The 18,164-nt window shown below is 57.0% G+C and carries 13 protein-coding genes; 10 read left to right on the top strand and 3 right to left on the bottom strand.

Annotated features, from left to right (window positions below):
- Positions 1–310: 310 nt before the first annotated feature.
- On the bottom strand, positions 311–1,108 hold the full coding sequence (locus PKO02S_RS27665; protein WP_164821727.1) for an IclR family transcriptional regulator: 798 nt from the start codon (positions 1,106–1,108) through the stop codon (positions 311–313).
- Positions 1,109–1,307: 199 nt separating this feature from the next.
- Here PKO02S_RS27665 and PKO02S_RS27670 point away from each other — a divergent pair, with 199 nt between their 5' ends.
- The 9 genes from PKO02S_RS27670 to PKO02S_RS27710 all read left to right on the top strand — a co-directional run bounded on the left by PKO02S_RS27670 (position 1,308) and on the right by PKO02S_RS27710 (position 13,144).
- The gene (locus PKO02S_RS27670) at positions 1,308–2,432 is read left to right on the top strand and encodes a mandelate racemase/muconate lactonizing enzyme family protein (RefSeq protein WP_164821728.1); all 1,125 of its coding nucleotides are present in this window, start codon (positions 1,308–1,310) and stop codon (positions 2,430–2,432) included.
- A 16-nt stretch (positions 2,433–2,448) separates the two neighbouring features.
- Positions 2,449–3,186: an amidohydrolase family protein gene (locus PKO02S_RS27675; protein ID WP_127588271.1), complete on the top strand. Its 738-nt coding sequence runs from the start codon at positions 2,449–2,451 to the stop codon at positions 3,184–3,186.
- A 1-nt stretch (position 3,187) separates the two neighbouring features.
- On the top strand, positions 3,188–3,949 hold the full coding sequence (locus PKO02S_RS27680; RefSeq protein WP_127588272.1) for an amidohydrolase family protein: 762 nt from the start codon (positions 3,188–3,190) through the stop codon (positions 3,947–3,949).
- Positions 3,950–3,958: 9 nt separating this feature from the next.
- On the top strand, positions 3,959–4,735 hold the full coding sequence (locus PKO02S_RS27685; protein ID WP_246067476.1) for a creatininase family protein: 777 nt from the start codon (positions 3,959–3,961) through the stop codon (positions 4,733–4,735).
- The gene (locus PKO02S_RS27690) at positions 4,732–5,112 is read left to right on the top strand and encodes a RidA family protein (RefSeq protein ID WP_127588274.1); all 381 of its coding nucleotides are present in this window, start codon (positions 4,732–4,734) and stop codon (positions 5,110–5,112) included. The genes PKO02S_RS27685 and PKO02S_RS27690 overlap by 4 nt, the downstream gene beginning before the upstream one ends.
- A gap of 15 nt (positions 5,113–5,127) precedes the next feature.
- Positions 5,128–6,219 carry a Gfo/Idh/MocA family protein gene (locus PKO02S_RS27695; protein WP_127588275.1) on the top strand — a complete coding sequence of 364 codons (1,092 nt, stop codon included), beginning with the start codon at positions 5,128–5,130 and terminating at the stop codon, positions 6,217–6,219.
- Positions 6,220–6,961: 742 nt separating this feature from the next.
- On the top strand, positions 6,962–9,058 hold the full coding sequence (locus tag PKO02S_RS27700) for a YheC/YheD family protein (RefSeq protein WP_127588276.1): 2,097 nt from the start codon (positions 6,962–6,964) through the stop codon (positions 9,056–9,058).
- A gap of 2 nt (positions 9,059–9,060) precedes the next feature.
- Positions 9,061–10,911 (top strand): YheC/YheD family protein, encoded by a 1,851-nt coding sequence (locus tag PKO02S_RS27705; RefSeq protein ID WP_127588277.1) that lies wholly within the window; start codon positions 9,061–9,063, stop codon positions 10,909–10,911.
- Positions 10,901–13,144 (top strand): S-layer homology domain-containing protein, encoded by a 2,244-nt coding sequence (locus PKO02S_RS27710; RefSeq protein ID WP_127588278.1) that lies wholly within the window; start codon positions 10,901–10,903, stop codon positions 13,142–13,144. Before PKO02S_RS27705 ends, PKO02S_RS27710 begins: the two co-directional genes overlap by 11 nt.
- A 43-nt stretch (positions 13,145–13,187) precedes the next feature.
- On the opposite strand, the gene PKO02S_RS27715 is transcribed toward PKO02S_RS27710, so the two are convergent.
- Entirely contained in the window at positions 13,188–13,631 is a 444-nt protein-coding gene (locus tag PKO02S_RS27715) for a GyrI-like domain-containing protein (protein WP_127588279.1), read from the bottom strand.
- Between the two features lie 82 nt (positions 13,632–13,713).
- The gene (locus tag PKO02S_RS27720; RefSeq protein ID WP_127588280.1) at positions 13,714–14,865 is read right to left on the bottom strand and encodes a M20 family metallopeptidase; all 1,152 of its coding nucleotides are present in this window, start codon (positions 14,863–14,865) and stop codon (positions 13,714–13,716) included.
- 203 nt (positions 14,866–15,068) lie between these two features.
- On the opposite strand from PKO02S_RS27720, the gene PKO02S_RS27725 reads away from it, so the two are divergent.
- Positions 15,069–17,276 (top strand): family 78 glycoside hydrolase catalytic domain, encoded by a 2,208-nt coding sequence (locus PKO02S_RS27725; RefSeq protein ID WP_127588281.1) that lies wholly within the window; start codon positions 15,069–15,071, stop codon positions 17,274–17,276.
- Positions 17,277–18,164: the final 888 nt, after the last annotated feature.

Raw genomic sequence — 18,164 nt, forward strand, 5'->3', positions numbered from 1 at the left:
TCTTTCGCCAGAGGTCCATCCGGGTGAGCTTCCCCGATTGTTTTTCTTAGTGTGTTACTTCGGCGAGGTTGGCAAGGTTAGCGAGGTTGTCGAGTTGGCTTGGTTTGTTTGGTTTGGTTTGTTGGCGAGTTGCCTAGTTGCATAAAAATAACGCTCCGCGATATATGGGATAACGTGATTCGGCCAATTCCGCCCGTTGAGCCGGAATAGCGCTGCGGATCACGGCATAATGCCGTCGATGCCGTATCGTTATTTCGCCCAAGCAATAACAAAAGCAGTTGCCCCAACCGGGTTCAGCTGCCTTCGCAGCTTATTTCAGCGGATAAGCCCCCGCATAACCGAGGCTGCGCGATAGCTTCTCGCCGACCTTGATCAGAGTGTTGCTATAGTCGGAAAATTTCTGCATGGGCAGATTGCTCTTCAGCGTCGACACGCTCACGGAGCCGAACAGGAAGCCGTCCTCCATGAAGATCGGAACGCCTAAGCAGCGAACGCCGATTTCCCCTTCCTCATCGTCCACGGCATAGCCGTATTCCCGAATCTGCGCGAGATTCCCGCGAAAGGCGTGCTCATTGGTAATCGAGTTTGGCGTCAAGTGGCTGAACCCCTTCGAGAGCACTAGCTGCAGTTCGCTCTCCGGTAAATAAGCGGCAACGGCCTTGCCGACCGCCGAGGTGTTCATCCGCTTGCGCTCGCCGACGTAGGAGAGGAAGCGAATCGTGCCCGGACCTTCGATTTTCTCGATGCATACCGTCTCACCCTTCTCGTAAGCAACCAGGTGCACGGTGAAGTGCGTCTCATCCCGCAATCGTTCCAAGTGTGGAACGAAGGTCTCCTTCACATTCAAATTGCGAAGAGAGGACATCCCCAGGCTATAAAGCTTCAGACCGAGCTGGAATAACCCGTTGCTGTCCTTGCGAATCATATTATAGGACTCGAGTGTCTGCATGATAGAGAAAACACTTGTTTTCGGCAGTCCCAGCTCGCTGCTGAGATCGGACAAGCTGATTCCGCGGTTCGTCTTGGCAAGATGATCAAGAATCACGAACGTCTTCTCAAGCGCGGGGACGGAGTATTTGTTTTTCGTATTTTCGGTATCCTTTTTCATTTTTGTTCCACCCATTGAACTCATTAGAATCATTATCCTAATAATAGGGCTGCCGAAATCATTTTACAATACACATGCAAAAACAGTTCCAAGTTTCCGTTGACATGCGCCATTTTGAATATTAACCTTATTTTAGAACAATACGATATCAATGTTCCGTATGCGGAACGAATTACAGGGTAGTGGCGAAAAACAAACAATGGAAGCGGTGAACGGTTTGAAAATCGTATCGGTGGAAGCAATCCCCATCACCCTCCCGTTCCGGGAGCCGGTGAGCGACAGCTGGGGGACTTACTACGCCTCGAATCACGGTATCGTCGTCGTCCGCAGCGAGGATGGCGAATACGGCGCTGGCGAAATCGCGCTGGCTTGGTTCGGAGGCGCGCACGCGCTGTGCAAGGAAGTGAACGAGCAATGGGCGCCGCGTCTGACGGGACTCGAGGTCGGCGATATAACGGGAAGCTGTGCGATCATGGACGGGTTTTGCGAGTTTTCCAAGCGGCATCTGCTGGCTAAGGCCGGCGTAGAGATGGCGTTGTGGGACTTGTGGGGCAAACAGACTGGAGTCCCCCTCCATCGGTTGCTCGGCGGCAAGCTGAGGGATAAGCTCCCGCTGACCGGCGGCATTTCGATGGGGACTGTCGAATCGACGGTGGAGGTGGCGACGCGCAAAGTGGCGGAAGGCTACAAGGAGCTGAAGCTGAAGGTCGGGCTGGACGAGAGGAAGGACCTGGAGACGCTGCGCCGTATTCGCCAGGCAATCCCGGATTCGGTTCCGATCCGGGTCGACGTCAACATGGCCTGGAAGACGGCCAAACAAGCGAAGCGGCTGATCGACGAGATGCAGCACTATGGCGTTCGAATCGTCGAACAGCCGCTGCATAGCGATTGCTTGACGGAGCTCGCCTGGCTCAGGCAGCATACGCAAGCTCTTATCCTGATCGACGAAGGCGTGTGGGATGTCGCCGACGCCAAGCGCAATCTCGAGGCCGGAGCCTCCGACATGCTGCATGTGTACATCTCCGAAGCGGGAGGCATCCGCGAAGCTCGCCGCATCTTCGAGCTGGCGGAGCTGTACCGTCAAGAGTGCACGATCGGCTCCATGCCCGAAGGCCGCATCGGGGCGGCGGCATCCGCTCATGTGGCGGCCGCCATGCCGAATTTGTCCAAGCACGCTTCGGATATCCGCGGGTTCACCGGGTATGCCGAGGACGTTGCGGCGGAGGAGCTGCCGATTGTTGACGGCGAGCTGCTCGTGCCTGACAGGCCCGGGCTAGGCATTACGATCGATTGGGACCGCTTGGAGAAACTCAGAGCAAAGTGAGAAGGATGTGAATGAGATGAAATGGATCGACGCGCATTGTCATGTTGGCATGGGGCTTATGAACGGCATGGAGGAGCAGGAGCTGCTCGACCAGATGGACCGGAACGGGATCGAGCTGTCGGTCATCGTGCCCTGGGATCAAGCGATTGCCGTACATAATCGGGAGGGCAACGACTACGTCCGTCGGCTGACAGAGAAATATCCGGATCGTTTCGTCGCCTTCTGCACCGTCAACCCGTGGTTTGGCGCACAAGCGATCGAGGAGCTCGAGCGCTGCGCGGCAAGCGGGATGAGCGGGTTGAAGCTTCACCCCGTATACCAAGGCTACCAGCTGTCGGAGCCGATTGTTTTGCCCGTCGTCGAGAAAGCCGTCTCCCTCGGTCTGCCTATCTATATCGCTACGGGAACGCCGGTATCCTCGCTGCCGATGGCGCTCTCCTATGTGGCGGACCTGTATCCGGAGGGAACGTTCATTCAAGGTCATTTCGGGTTTTCCGACTTCTGGATCGATGCGGTGCCCTCCGTACAGAAGTCGAGCAATATTTATGTAGACACGGCGTACAACCTGATGACCTCGATCGAAAATGCCGTTCAGCTGTTCGGAGCGGAGCGCGTTATTTTCTCGACCGACTCACCGTACTTGTCCATTCAGCATGAGACCGGCAAGCTGCTCGATCTGGAGGTCACGGAAGAGCAGCGCCGGATGATCGGCTATGACAATATGAAGAAGCTGCTGAACAGGGGAGGCCGCTGACATGGTGATCGATTTTCATATCCATTATTCCGGAGGGACTTACTTCATTAAGGAAGAGTCGCACATGGAGACCGTTATGGAGGAAATGGACTACAATCAGATCGAGAAAAGCTTGCTGCTCCCGATGGACGGTTTCTTCAGCAATTGGGAGGCGGATAACGACCGGATCATCGACGTGATCGCGAGACGTCCGGATCGGTTCGCCGGACTCGGCACGTTCAGCCCGCGGCTCGTAGAGCCGGCCGTCCGCGAGATGGATCGCTGCTTGGCGGGAGGGATGGTCGGCATCAAGTTTCATCCTTGGCTGCAAGCGTTCAGCCCGCTGGAGGACTGCTTCTTGGAGGTGGCGGCGGAAGCTAATGCGCGCAAGACGCTGTTCTTCCTCCATGACGGGACGCCTCCGTACACGGAACCGTTCCAGATCGCAGAGGTGGCGAGGCGCAATCCCGATCTGACGGTCGTGATGGGACATAGCGGGCTGAACGACATGTGGCGGGAGTCGTTGCTGTCCGCGCTGCAATATGACAATATCTGGCTTTGCTTCTGCGGCTGCCCGCATTGGGGGATGCTCGAGATAGCCAAACAGATGCGAGGCGAGCGTATCGTATGGGGCTCCGACTATCCGCTTGCGACGAAGCGGGATACAAGAGAGCGTATTCAGCAGATCGATCATCTGCCGATTTCCGACGAATGGAAGGAGAAGATTTTGTACCGCAATGCGGTAGAGCTGTTGGCCCGATTCGAACGAGGGACGAAAGGCTAGGTGCTGGGTATGATTTTCCAGAAGATGACGTGGACAGAGCTGAAGGAAGTCGATTTCAGCCGCACGACGGTGCTCATCCCGACGGGGGCGATGGAGCAGCATGGCCCGCATTTGCCGGTCGACACGGACACGCTGCTCGTGACCAAGCTGGCGGAGGAGGCGGAACGCCGGAACACGGGGACGCTGCTGCTCGCGCCTACTGTTTGGCTCGGCCATTCGCCGCATCATCTCTCGTTCGGCGGTACGCTATCCGCGCAGCATCAAGTGTATATCCAGATGATCGTCTCCGTTTGTCGGTCGTTCATCGGCATGGGGGCCGAGCGAATTTGGCTGCTCAACGGCCATGGCGGCAATCACAATCCTTTGTCGATCGTGCTGCAGGAGCTGAAGAACGACTATGCGCCTGTCGTCGTCGTAGCGTCGGAGTACTGGTCGATCGCTCGGGAGGAGATCGCGGAGATCCGCGAATCCGGTCTCGGCGGTCTCGGCCATGCTTGCGAGCTGGAGACTTCGTTGTACTTGTATCTGAACGGAGACCAGGTCCGGCGGGAGCGGATCCAGGATGACGGCATCCAGCCGGACAGCCCGCTGTTCCATATTGACATGCAGCACGGCACTGTCGCGTCGAGGGTATACAACTTCCGCGAGCTGACGTCCTCCGGCGTATTCGGCCGACCGACCTTGGCGACGGTGGAGAAGGGAGAGCGGTTGTTCCGCGCTATCTCCGACAAGCTGCAGGCGTTCGCGGATCAAATACATGCCTTGGGAAGGAGCAACCGTCCATGACCCCGAAACAGATCGTCGAATCGCCGCGCGTCCATTCGCCGTTCGGCCACTATTCGTCCGCGGTGCTGCGCGGCAACCACTTGTATATGTCCGGCTTCGGCCCCTTCGATACGGAGAAGCGGCTCGTCGGCGACAACATTGCGGACCAGACGCACATGACGATGCGGAACATCAAGAACTTTCTGGAGGACAACGGGTTTACGATGGACGATATTGTTCGCGCAACCGTCTACCTGAACGATATCGCCGACTGGAGCGTGTTTAACGAAGTGTATGGCCAATATTTTGAAAGCAGCTATCCGGCCCGGACCGTCGTCGCTTGTCAGTTGAACGGCTTCCTCGTGGAAGTGGAATGCACGGCTATTAAGGGAGAGTAGACAGGGGGATTCGCAATGCAGAGGCAAGAGCAAGGCCAGGAGCAAAGCCAGGGTCAGCAGGAGCAGAAACTGGAGCGCGAGAAGGAGCAGAGGGAGCAGAAGCCGGAGCGACCGATTCGACTCGGCTTGATCGGATGCGGGGATATCGCCGTCACCCGGCATCTGCCGACGCTTCAGGCGCATCCGGACGCCGAGCTGGTCGCCGTATGCGACGCCGACCGCTCGCGTGCGGAAGCGGCCGCGAAGCAGTTCGGCGTCCCCGGTTCGGTGGCCGACCATTACAAGGAGCTGTTGGCACGGGAAGACATCGACGCGGTCATCGTCGCGACGCCGCCCTGGGTGACGCCGGTCGTCGCGATGGAGGCCTTGCGCGCCGGCAAACACGTGCTGTGCGAGAAGCCGATGGCGGTCGACGTGGAGACGGCGCGGCAGGTGCAAGCGACGGAGCGGGAAACCGGGAAGCGGGTGCAGGTCGGCTTCACGTACCGCCACGGCCCTCTGCTCGAGACGCTGCGCGCCTGGATCCGGGACGGCCGGCTCGGGTCGCCGCTCGTGTTCCGGCTAGGCATCTTCGACGAGGTTTGGGATCCGACCGGCAATCCGGAGCATTACGAGCGTATTTTCCGCACGATGGGGCATGGCTCGCCTTCCGTGCATGATGGAGCGCATGTGGCCGACTTTCTGAACTTCCTGGCGGAGTCGAAGGTGGCCAGCGTGGACTCGTTCGGTCTGCAGACGAGGCCGGAGTTCCCGTCCTCCAATTACGACATCTCCATCATCCGTTTCGAGAACGGCGATGTGGCTAAAGTGGAGATCGGCTGGTTTTTGCCGCATTTTCCGAAAGGAGAGTTCGAGGTGGTCGGGCCGCTGGGGCTGGCGGTGTTCGATCGGCTCGAGCAGTACGTCAGCTTGCGCACGGGGACGGTGACCGAGACGGTTCGTCTGGACGAGGATTGGGCGCTGTCTTGCTTCCGCATTCAGTTGACGAAATTTATCGCCAGCATCCGCGACGATGCGCCTTGCGTCCCGGGGACGGAAGAGGGCATTCAGAGCTTGAGCCTGACGAAGACGATCGAACGAGGCATCCGGGATCGGGGTAGGAGCTAGATTGTTTACCGGTTTTATATGCGTACGACATGGCTGTCGATCCCAGATCGGCAGCTTTTTCTATTCTGTGGGGGTCGCCCGCGGATGCAGGGGAGGTGCGTCAATGTTGACGGTTTAGAACCACGAAGCCGGCTTGACTCTGCCGCCAAGCGGAGACCGGAACTGTCCTATCGTTCCGGGAAAGGCGACTATTTAAACCGGGTGGGGCGTAAGCGGACCGTACGGCCCTTATGTGTGAACAAAAGGGCTGTTTGACGGGATGAGCGGACAGACGATGCGTTATTCGAGCCAGAAGTGAGGTTTGGAGTGAGAGGACGGGCAAATAAGCGCATCTGTGTCCGCTAACCAAGCCATCCAGCTGCTTTTAGACCAAATAAGGTATTCTGTGTCCGCTCCGAGTTTGGCCTGACGAGACCCTCGACCCCATTTCAATAGCTTCATCGACTACGCAGAACGAGCGAGTGTGCTAATAGTCCTTAACCAGACAACATTGGGGGTCGCCCGCGGATGAAGGGGTGGCGCGCCACAAAATAACGCTATGCCGTATCGTTATTTCGCTCAAATCAGGGTTCCATGGAAAAATAGCTTTAATGCGGTAGAGTTGTTTTTTCGAATGCCCGGTATCGGCGGCCTTTTTGCGTCGCATCCTTTCGATCATTAATAAAACAATTCAGTTTTCTGTTAGAAACCTATAGTAAAATGATTCCATTGACACTGGAACGGAAGGGGAACCGGGAAACAGATGGCAAGTGTAACTATAGGCGTGTATCGGCCTTTCAATCCGCTCCTGACGCTTCCGGCCGAGCGAATCCAAGCGCTGCAGGGAGAAGCCGCTCGCCAGGGGGCGGAGCTGTATTTTTTCGATGCCGGCGATGTGGACCTGCCGAACAAACGGATCCACGCCGCTAGACCGGATGCCGATGGCCGGGCCAAACCGGGCAAAACACCGATGCCGTTCCCCGATGTCGTGCTGAATGAGTGGCCGGTCGCTCCGCATGAGCGTCCCGAGGTAGAGAAGGAGCTGCGTAAGCGCGTCCCTTTCACCACTCATCTCATCCACAGCAAGCTGGAAGTGCAGCGGATGCTGGAGGATACGCCTTACCGGGATATGCTGCTTCCCGCACGATCGGTGGAGTCCCCAGAGGGAGTGCTGACATTTCTTCAGGAACATCAGCAGCTCATCGTGAAGCCGACGCACGGGCGAAGAGGCGAGGCCATTTTCAGCCTACACCTCCACCACAACGGCGGAATAAAGCTCCGAGAGGATGCAAGAGAACAAGAACTCACTACCCATCATCTGGAACAAACCATCGCCCAACGAACGGAAGGCAAGCGGCTCCTCATGCAGCTGTACTGGCCCCATCGAACCGAACAGGATGAACCCGTCGACTACCGGGCCCATGTGCAGCGGGATCATACGGGGGAATGGCGGCTGACGAAGCTGTACCCCCGAATCGGCAAAACCGGCTCGATCATCAGCAACTTGAGCAGAGGCGGGCGTACGGAGGAGATCGACGTCTGGCTGGCCGGGCAATATGGCGAAGAGCGGGCTCCCGCCTTGAAGAAACGGCTGTCCAAGGCGGCGATAGGGCTGGCGGAGTGCATGAATCGGTCCTACTCTTTCCTGATTGACGAGCTAGGCATCGACCTGCTGATGAATGCGGAAGGCGACATTCGATTCCTGGAAGCGAACTCCGGTCCGGAAACCCGATATCATGAGGCGGAGCGAGCGATTCATGCGATCGGGTTCGCTCGTTACTTAGCGGAAGCCGCTTCACCTCGCCAGTCAGCCCGAACCGCGCGTACGATCGGCATGCTGACCCCGCCTAACGATCGGCCGGAGGAGAAGCTGCAGGAGGCATGCGCTTACGTAGCGAAGAGCTATGACGTGGAGTTTTACTATTTTTACGCGGAGGATTTGACTTACTTTCCGTTCCCGTTCGTCAAAGGCTATCGCATGCGACAGGGCCAGTGGCAATCCCGCTACTTGCCCTATCCGGATGTCATATACGATCGACTGAAAGCCCGCGGCAAGATCAAGTACAAAGCCGCCTACTCGGCGCTCGAAGGAATTCCTTCCACAGAGGAAAGGCGAGGGGGCTCGTTCAGCAAATTGAAGCTGTACGCGTTGCTGCAGACGGCGCCTCCGATTTTGGCTGATCACCTAATCCCTTTCCTGGCTATTGAAGACCCGAGAGCGGCAATTGAATTCATCAATCGGCACGGAACGGTGGTCATCAAGCCGTCCGGCGGCTCCCACGGGGACCAAATGGCGATTGTCAGCAAGGAGAACCGGCTGTTCAAAATCCAAGACCATGAGCACACCCATCGGCTGGAGGAATCGCAATTCGCGGAGTTGTTGACGGCGATTGCGACCCGAGAGGGGATTTTGGCGCAAAAAATGATACGCAGTGTGACGCACGGCGAGAAGCTTCCTTATCACATCCGCATCCATCTCGTCCGGGCGATAGACGGCGGCTGGACCTTGATCGGCTGTATGCCTTATATCTCGACCAACTCGGCGAAAGCCATCGTCAATCACAGCAGCGTTCTTCGCGTCTTCACCAAATGGGAATGGTTCCTGGACACCCAATATCCCGGGCGGCAAGCGGAGATGGATCAGCGCATCCGTCACTTTGCGTTGGAGCTGGCCCATTGGCTGGATCGGAGCCTCGAAGAACGTTCGACCGAGCTCGGCATCGACATCGGCATCGACGAGGAAGACCATTTATGGCTGTATGAAGCGAATATGAATCGGGTGGGAGCCAATACGCGGGAGCTGGAACTAGCCAAGCAGATCATTCCCCTGGCGCTGCACCTCCTCCATGGAGCTGAATAAGGATGCTAATCGGACTTTATTGCAGGAAATTGTCGTTCGAACTCGAGCAGCCTCTCCCGGTTGCCGTACAAGCGTTGGTCAAGGAGCTGAGGCGGCAAAGCTGTTCGTTCGTTCTGTTCGATGCGGATGGGCTGAGGGCGGAGCAGGGCTGGGTGAACGGCTGTACGGAACAAGAGGATCGTTGGCTCGTTCAAGTTAGGGTTCCTTTTCCGGATGCGGTGATCCCGGTAGGAGAGCCGGACGATACCAGCCAAGACGCGATACCGGCGGAAGAGCTGCGGTTGCGCGAGCAGGTTCCTTTCACGACCCATCCTTTGCGGATTGAGCAAGACATGCTGCGGAAGCTGAATCGGCGGCAAAGGCGCAGGGAGCGGGAATGGGTGGAACAACAAGGTGATGGTGAAGGTAGGGAGGGAAAAGGATCCTCCGGTGCTTCTGAGTCCATTCATAACGTGTACCTGCACAGAGGGACCGATGGCGGCTGGACTGTTGTCGACATGCGTACGGCGGAAGGAAGCTGTCTGGACCGCAGAGCGGACTGGGAGCAATGGGACCGCCTGGAGGCGCTGGCCATGGAGCTTGCGGAAGAGATCAACCAAGAGCATCCCTATCTGATCGATGAATTGGGGTTGGACATCCAGGGGTGGAAGCTGCTTGACGCGAGCGGGAGCATCCCATGCTCGGCGGACGAGCGGGCTATGTATAAGGTGGCGTTCGCGCGATATTTGGCCGAGGTGAATCTGGAGCGAACAGGCATAGCGCGCAAGGAGCAAAAGCTTGTAGCGCTGCTGTCCACAGGCGATTCGAAGGAGGCGTTGCTTCGGGACGCTTGCGCTTACGTCGCGGCGGGGTATGGGAGCCGGTTCTGTCACCTGCATCCTCAGGATTTGACGGTTCCTACCCCCATTCTGAAAGGATTGCAGCTGCGGGAGGGAAAATGGGAATCTCGTTATTTTGCTCCGCCAGATGTCGTCTATGATCGGTTGAAAGCGAGAGGAAGCCCCGACTACGCCTCGGCCTATGCTCGATTGCGCGAAATTCCGAGCATGGAAGATCGTCTTGGTGGATCCTTCAGCAAAACAAGACTCTACGAGCTATTAAGCCAAGAGGAAGGGCTGAGTTGGCATGTGCTGCCTTATGCAACGATGGCGGATCCGGAGCTGGCGCTGCAAACGATCGAAGCTTACGGTTCATCGGTCATCAAACCGGACAACGGTTCGTTCGGCGACCGGCTGTTGTTCGTGGATGCGGAGCCGGACGGGCAGTACGTCTTGCAGGATCACCACCACCTGCACCGGTTAAGCCGAGAGCAGTTGAAGCAGCTGTTGAGCGGGCTGCGGGCGAGTGGCCGGCCTTATTTGGTCCAGCGTTTCGTCGACAGTTCGATTCCGAGCGGGATGGTGTTCTTCATTCGGGTGCATCTTGTGAGGGACCGGAGCGGAAGATGGCAGCTAATATCCCCGGTCGTTTATTTGTCCACGCAGCGACATCATCGAAACCCGAATCATCGAACTCACTTTTGGGTTTATTCGCTGTGGGAGACGTTTGTGCGGCATCATTTCGAGGACGATCAACAGGAATTGAACGAAGCTTTGCGGAGCGTGTCGATGCGGTTGACTCGGTATTTGGAGGAGGTGCTGTCCGATCGGTTTAGTGAGGTTGGGATCGATCTCGGCTTGGATGCCGATCGAAATTGGTGGATTTTCGAGGCGAATCTCAATAAAATAGGCGTTCGCTTCCGGGAGCTGGAAATAGCCCGACTGATTATTCCCGCAGCCTTAGCGAGAGTTCAACCGTTTCGTCAAATCACAGAGAAGCAATATGGAGAAGGAGAAGTAGAACATGAAGACTAAGAAGAAAGCAAGAAGCAACGAACGCAAGAAGCAGCTGATCCGAACCGGCGTGTTGGCCGCAGGTCTGTTAACCGGCGCCATGGCATCCGACCCGTCCGCCTTCGCCGGCGACCGTCCCGTGTATCAAGGCGATTCGCTCGCGTACTTGCAGCAATATTTTGGCATCAAAAGCGCAGCTGCGATCGGACCGGGCTCGTCGGATTCGACGTTTCATGCCGAGGGCACCATTTCAGAGGGTGGGTGCGGGTACAACTATAGCGGATCGGAAGGCGGCGGGCCTACTTATGAAATCGATCAGTCGAATCTCTGCTTCGCGCCTGACGGACTAACGGAAGGCTATACGACGCCGAATGAGACGGAGATCAAGATTAAGAATACCGGAGTCGGCAATTTGCAAGCGTTGAATGTTATGCTGGACAGCACCGATCATTTTGCCTTAACGCTCCCGTCGGTAACGGAACTTATTCCGGATGCTCACACATTCTTTTATGTAACGACGAAAAATGGTTTATCGGCAGGAAACTACTCCGTAACGGCAACGGTATACGCAACGGATTTACAGCCGGTTTCCTTCACCGTCACGCAGACCGTCTACGCATCGTATTCCATCCAGCCTTTGTCGAATCTGACCTTCAACTCGGTGACGGAGGGGTATTCTTCCGGTGCCCAGGAGTCGAAGACCGTTACGATTGAGCGAAAAGGAAGCGGCGTGTTGAACGACCTGGGCGTAGAGCTGATCGGTCCTCAGGCGAGCTCCTTCATCATCACGCCTCCTGCAAGAACCGTGCTGGATGCTACATATGGGACGACTACATTCTCGGTAAAGGCGAAGGACGGACTGGCAGCCGGGAATTATTCGGTGACGGCAAGCGTCTATGCGAACAATATGATGCCGGTCACGTTTACTTTGTCGCAAACCGTAGCTGCCGCTTACGTTAGTCCACCTGTAGACACCTCGTCGGGGCCAGTGTTGCCCGCACCTAACGAGGTCATCGTCCTGGTGAACGGCAGACCGGAGAGCGCAGGGACACTTACCACCCGTACCGAAGGGGATAAAGTGATCGCCACCGTCTCCGTGGACCCCAAGAAGCTGGAAGAGAAGCTGAACGCTGCAGGTAATGAGGCTGTCATCACGATTCCGATCACAGGCAAATCCGACGTCGGCATCGGCGAGCTGAACGGCCAGATGGTGCAGAATATGGAACGGAAGCAAGCGGTGCTGGAGCTGAAAACGGAGCATGCTGCCTATAAGCTGCCGGCGGATCAGATCAATATCGCGGACATCTCCGCCAAGTTCGGAACGAATGTCGATCTTCAGTCGATTAAGGTGCAGATTGAGGTGGCGAAGCCAGGGGTGGAAACCGTGAGTATCGTGAAAAATGCGGCGGTTGAGGGAGAGTTCTCGCTTGTCGTGCAGCCTCTGGAATTCACCGTGAGAGCTACATATCAAGACAAGGTCGTGGAGGTCAACCGTTTCGAAGCTTATATCGAGCGAACGATTCCGGTACCGGATGATGTTGATCCGAAGAAAATAACGACCGGCATCGTCGTAGATCCATCTGGAGCGGTCCGTCATGTGCCTACGAAAATAATACTTATCGAAGGCAAGTACTACGTGCAAGTGAACAGCTTGAGCAACAGCACTTACTCCGTCGTCTGGCATCCGCTGGAGTTCGCGGACGTCGCCGAACACTGGGGTCGAGAAGCCGTGAACGATATGGGCTCACGTATGATCGTGAACGGTGTGACGGACGAGCTGTACCAGCCGGATCAAGCGGTCACCCGGGCGGAATTCGCCGCCATGCTCATCCGCGCGCTGGGGATTAAGGTGGAGACGAGTGCTCATCCTTTCCGCGACGTATCGAGCGGGGAATGGTATAACGCCTATGTCGCAACCGCTCATGACTATCAACTGATCTCAGGGGTCAGCGATCAAGCTTATGCACCGGATGCCGAGCTCACTCGGGAGCAAGCGATGGTCATGCTGGCTCACGCGATGCGTGTGACCGGACTCGACGAGAAGCTGGCGCCGGCGTCCGAAGAGCAGCTGCTGAAGCCATTCGAGGATAGCGATCAAATCTCGTCGTGGGCCAAGAGCAGCGTGCTGCTGAACTTGCAGGCGAAGCTCGCCACCGGCCGGACCGATACGCAGCTCGCTCCGCAGGCGGCGCTGACCCGTGCGGAGGTAGCCACGCTGGTCCAGCGTTTGTTGCAGCAATCCGGCTTGATCTAGCCGGATGAACAAGCCCCAGGCGGCTTCGCCTGGGGCTTATTCGCTATATAGTGAAAGGAACTAAAATTTCAGCATGATACTTCGTTTCTGCCTTCCCGAATTGGAACCGCTCGAAGGCGAGCGCGTTGGAGTCGCTGCGCAGCCCGCGTTCCTGGAGGTATTTCTCGACGAAGCTGTAAGGCTCTTGGCCGTTGGAATGCACCTTGACATATTGGCGGGCGGGCACCTCAAAGCCGATCATGCCAACCGGAATGGAATCGAGTGAAGTAACTTCCATGCAATAGAGGTACGTAAACAGGATCTCGTTGGCGAAATGAACGCATACATAAGTGCTGTCGTCGATACGGTCCGGAATTTCACTCATTCGATTCAGAAATTGCTGATGCGCTTCGGCAACGCCTTCGACACTTCTTAAAGATGAGGTGACCGCAATACCGATGTATCGGGTTGCTTCGAGCTGAACCAATTCAACCTGTGCACGACTCATAGCGCATCGTTCCCTCCCATAAATGTGGCATGCTCCTTATTTCGAGGGCCGAACCGTTTTTTCCTGCTGCCCTGCTGCTTGCCTAAGATTCGAAACGAATCGGGTTTGCGCATAGGCTTTCTATGAGCATCGAGAGCAAGGCGCTGCGGATCGGCATCTCCGCGATCACGATATGTTCGTCTATCGCATGGGCGCCGCCCCCGACCGCACCGAGTCCGTCGATCGTCGGTGCGAAGGCCGACGTCAGGTTCGCGTCGCTAAAACCCCCGGCTCTCCGTTCGGCCAGCTCCAGCTGGAAGGAGTCGTGTGCCAGCTGCTTCACGCGCTCGTACAGTTGCACATTGCGCTCCGTGCGGACCATAGGCGGACGGTTGAGACCGCCGGTCACTTCCAGGGACACGCCTGCTTTATGCGGCTCAATGCCTTGGATGAGCGGGAGCAGCCGTTCGGCTTCCTCCATCGACTCGATGCGCAGATCCATCTCCGCTTCCGCTTGTGCGGCCACTACGTTGAAGGCGGTCCCGCCATGAATCGTACCGACGTTCAACGTCGTGCCTTTCTCGTAGTCGGTCAAGCCGTGCAGGTACAACACTTGTCGGGCCATCTCTTCGATGGCGCTCAAGCCGGCAGCATGGGCGGCACCGGAATGGGAGGCTCGGCCCGTGGCCTTGATTTTGAAAATGCCGATGCCTTTGCGGAACGTGATGATGGAGGGACCCGGCTCTAGGACGAGTACCAGCTCGCTCTGTTGCGCCTCCCGCTCGATCAGCTCGCGGGACGAGGGGCTGCCGATTTCCTCATCCGAGTTGAACAAAAACACGATGCGGCGGTTCAGCTGTTTCCCGAGCGTGTGCAGCGCATGCAGAGCGAAGATGCCTTGCACGAGTCCCGCTTTCATGTCGTAGATGCCGGGGCCGTAGGCTTTGCCGTCTTCCACGCGAAAGGGCATGGTCCGCAGCTCCCCTTCGGGCCAGACCGTGTCGAAATGCCCGATGAGCAAAATCGGCTTGCCCTCGCCGGTCCCCCACTCGCAGCGGACGTTGTCGCCTTGTTTGTCGCTGGGGATGATTTCAACGGTTCCTCCGGTGAGTTCGGTGAACAGCTGCGCGATATGCCGACCGATTGTGTCATTCAGCGGCTTGCTGGACGAAGGGCTTTCGTATTCGACCAGCACGCGCAGCGTCTCGAGCATTTCTTCCTGCTTCGTTTGCAAGAAAAGTTGGATCTCGTTCATTTGTGCACGCTCCCCATGCTTTTATTGATATAGTACTATATGGGAAGTAGGCGTGGTGTAGTAAATTGGGATGATTTGTTTCTGCGCGAGTTGAGCTACAATAGTAGGAAATCGAGTGTGGCCAGGCTGCGCGGTCGTGATGGGAGTAGTTAGCTTGCTTGCGATCGTGCTGGATTAATATTTGTTTAGAGAGGAAGAAAAGCGTGGACAAAATATGGTCGGCCAAATGGATTCAGGACCCGAGCTTTCTGGGAAAAGCGTCTCTTTCGATGCTGCACAAGGAGATGGAGCCCCGACCGGAGCTTGCGGCCGCTCATCCGGAAGAGCTGCGGAACCGGCATATGCTGGTGCGTAAAGTGTGGTCGCTGGAAACGATGCCGTCCTCGGCGTACTTGGACATTACCGCGGACGATTACTACAAGCTGTACGTGAACGGCCGATTCGTTGCCCAGGGCCCGGCTCAGGGCTATCCGTTTCACTATTTTTACAACCGGCTGGATGTGCGTCCTTATTTGGCGGAAGGTGAAAATGTAGTTGCGGTGCATGTCTACTACCAAGGGCTTATCAACCGAGCTTACAATAGCGGGGATTTGCGCCAAGGGCTGATCGCGGAGCTAGTGGCGGACGGGGAAGTGTTGCTGGGCACGGATGGGACCTGGAAGTATGCGGCGGCTGAGGAATTTGTCTCGGGCGGAACGGTTGGGTACGAAACGCAGTATCTAGAAAATATCGATGCTCGGCTAGTGAAGCGCGGCTGGCGGGATACGGCGTCGCTGTATGACGATAGCAATTGGCAGCCATGTGCGGAGGTAGAGTCGGATCATACGCTCGTACTGCAGCCGACTCCGACGTTGAGCGTCTATGAGAAGCTTCCGGTTCGGGTTGAGGAGCTAGCTCCGATGCGGGTATTGATCGATTTCGGCACGGAGGTCACAGGGCAATTGTTCGTGCGGGCTCGGGGTGCGGGCGGTGATGTGATTGAGGTGCGCTGTGCGGAAGAGCTGGAGGAGGACGGGCGGTCGGCCAAGTACCGGATGCGCTGCAACTGCACGTATGCGGAGCGATGGACGTTGTCCGATAGCGAGGAGTGGGATGTGCTGGAGTTCTACGACTACAAAGCGTTCCGGTATGCGGAGCTGGAGTGGAGCGGCGAGGACGTTCGGGTCGATTGGACAAGCTTGCGCGCGGTGGTGAGGCATTATCCGATGGAGGAGGGCGGCTGTACTTGGAGCAGCTCCGACTCGCTCGTGGATCGGATTTGGGACATTTGCCGGAACGGCGTCATCTATGGCTCGCAAGAAAACTTCGTCGACTGTCCGAGCCGGGAGAAGGGCCAATATCTCGGCGACAACACGATTATCGGCCATGCGCATATGTATTTGAGCGGGGACTTGCGGCTTGTGCGGAAAAGTCTGGAGGATTTCGCGCGCAGCACGGCGCTGTGCCCGGGGATGCTGGCGGTGGCGCCGGGAAGCTTCATGCAGGAGATCGCCGACTTTTCTTTGCAGTGGCCGATGCAGCTGTGGCAGTACTACAGGCAGAGCGGGGATCGCGTTTTTCTGGCGGAACTGTATCCGGTGGCGCTTGGTATTCTCGAGTACTTCGCGCGGTATGAGCAGGATGGCTTGCTGCGGAATGTGACGGAAAAATGGAACCTGGTCGACTGGCCGGAAAACTTGCGCGATGAGTACGATTTTCCGTTGACGAAGCCGGTTGGCGAAGGCTGTCATAGCGTGATCAATGCGTTCTACTACGGCTGCATGGCGGTCGTGCAGGACATCGAGACGGAGCTGGGCGTGCCGTTCGAGGATCGTCTTCCGTTGCGACGGAAAGCTTATCGGGAAGCTTTCTATCGGGAGTCGAGCGGGTTATTCGTTGACGCCGTTGGCAGCAGCCACTCGTCGTTGCACGCCAACGCGCTGTCGCTGCTGTTCGGGCTAGTTCCGGAGGAGGCGAAAGGTAGCGTTGTCGCGCTTCTACGAGAGAAACGATTCAGCTGCGGGGTGTACATGGCTTACTTCGTGCTAAAAGCATTGGCGAAGGCAGGGGAGTACGAGCTCGTGTATGATCTAATCTCCAGCGAGGATACGCGATCTTGGGGCAACATGGTGCGCGAAGGCGCCACCACCTGCTTCGAGGCGTGGGGCAAAGACCAGAAATGGAACACGAGCCTGTGCCATCCATGGGCGAGCGCGCCGATTCCGGTGCTGATCGAGGATATCGTCGGTTTGCAGCCTGGCCGTCCGGGCTGGACGGAGATCCGATTCGCGCCACGCATTCCGACGTCTAGGTTGGAGCGGTTCGAGCTGACCGTGCAGGTGGCTAGCGGGGTTATTAACGTGCGCTGTGAGCAGGGGCAGCTCTCGATCGAGGCGCCGCCGCATGTGAAAGTGGTAAGGGCGGGGGTCTAGAGCATCTAGAGCATCTAGAGCATCTAGAGCATCTAGAGCATCTAGAGCATCTAGAGCATCTGGCGGATGTGGAGCGACTCGACTCACCAACGTCAGGATTGCTCTCCATGAAAAAGTCACCTACAGCAATAAACCATTCGGACTCGACTCCTCAACCACTGCCAAACCAAGGTTACCTGCCAAACCCAAACGGGGGAGTGTGGGAACAGAAGGATCGAGCATGAGCTATTGTCCATCAAATCCGCCCAACGCGCCGCCCACCACCAGGTACCGGGGAGTGCGGGAACAGAGGTATCGAGCACGAGCTAATGTCCATCCAACCCGCCGAACGAGCCGTCCACCACCAGGTAACCATGGTTGTAGTCCGAAAAACTCGGACTGCGGCGATCGGCCGCGGGCTGAAACCAACAGTAGTCCGAATTTCCCGAACTAGAGAGCCTGTTTTCGAAGGCCCTCTTCGAAAACAGCCCTCTAAATGGGCAAACTCGGACTACATCGCATTTCCCCGCTCGGCACCGTGCTCCAGTCCGAATAACTCGGACTACAGCAAGCAACCCTGCGGGCTCGACTCCTCAACCACAGCCAAACCAAGGTTACCTGCCAACCCCAAACGGGGGAGTGCGGGAACAGAAGGATCGAGCACGAGCTATATGTACATCCAATCCACCCAACGCCGTCCACCACCAGGTAACCGGGGAGTGTGGGAACAGAGGTATCGAGCACGAGCTAATGTCCATCCAACCCGCCGAACGCGCCGTCCACCACCAGGTAACCATGGTTGTAGTCCGAAAAACTCGGACTGCGGCGACCGGCCGCGGGCTGAAACCAACAGCAGTCCGAATTTCCCGAACTAGACAGCCGGTTTTCGAAGGTCCCCTTCGAAAACGG

Origin of the sequence: Paenibacillus koleovorans NBRC 103111, assembly GCF_004000845.1 — a bacterium.
Lineage (GTDB): Bacteria > Bacillota > Bacilli > Paenibacillales > NBRC-103111 > Paenibacillus_AA > Paenibacillus_AA koleovorans.

Excerpts from the sequence above, each read along its gene's own strand:
- PKO02S_RS27665 (WP_164821727.1), bottom strand. The coding sequence starts at position 1,108 with ATGAAAAAGGATACCGAAAATACGAAAAACAAATACTCCGTCCCCGCG.
- PKO02S_RS27715 (WP_127588279.1), bottom strand. The coding sequence starts at position 13,631 with ATGAGTCGTGCACAGGTTGAATTGGTTCAGCTCGAAGCAACCCGATAC.
- PKO02S_RS27710 (WP_127588278.1), top strand. The coding sequence starts at position 10,901 with ATGAAGACTAAGAAGAAAGCAAGAAGCAACGAACGCAAGAAGCAGCTG.
- PKO02S_RS27690 (WP_127588274.1), top strand. The coding sequence starts at position 4,732 with ATGACCCCGAAACAGATCGTCGAATCGCCGCGCGTCCATTCGCCGTTC.
- PKO02S_RS27670 (WP_164821728.1), top strand. The coding sequence starts at position 1,308 with ATGGAAGCGGTGAACGGTTTGAAAATCGTATCGGTGGAAGCAATCCCC.
- PKO02S_RS27700 (WP_127588276.1), top strand. The coding sequence starts at position 6,962 with ATGGCAAGTGTAACTATAGGCGTGTATCGGCCTTTCAATCCGCTCCTG.
- PKO02S_RS27720 (WP_127588280.1), bottom strand. The coding sequence starts at position 14,865 with ATGAACGAGATCCAACTTTTCTTGCAAACGAAGCAGGAAGAAATGCTC.
- PKO02S_RS27675 (WP_127588271.1), top strand. The coding sequence starts at position 2,449 with ATGAAATGGATCGACGCGCATTGTCATGTTGGCATGGGGCTTATGAAC.
- PKO02S_RS27705 (WP_127588277.1), top strand. The coding sequence starts at position 9,061 with ATGCTAATCGGACTTTATTGCAGGAAATTGTCGTTCGAACTCGAGCAG.
- PKO02S_RS27680 (WP_127588272.1), top strand. The coding sequence starts at position 3,188 with ATGGTGATCGATTTTCATATCCATTATTCCGGAGGGACTTACTTCATT.
- PKO02S_RS27685 (WP_246067476.1), top strand. The coding sequence starts at position 3,959 with ATGATTTTCCAGAAGATGACGTGGACAGAGCTGAAGGAAGTCGATTTC.
- PKO02S_RS27695 (WP_127588275.1), top strand. The coding sequence starts at position 5,128 with ATGCAGAGGCAAGAGCAAGGCCAGGAGCAAAGCCAGGGTCAGCAGGAG.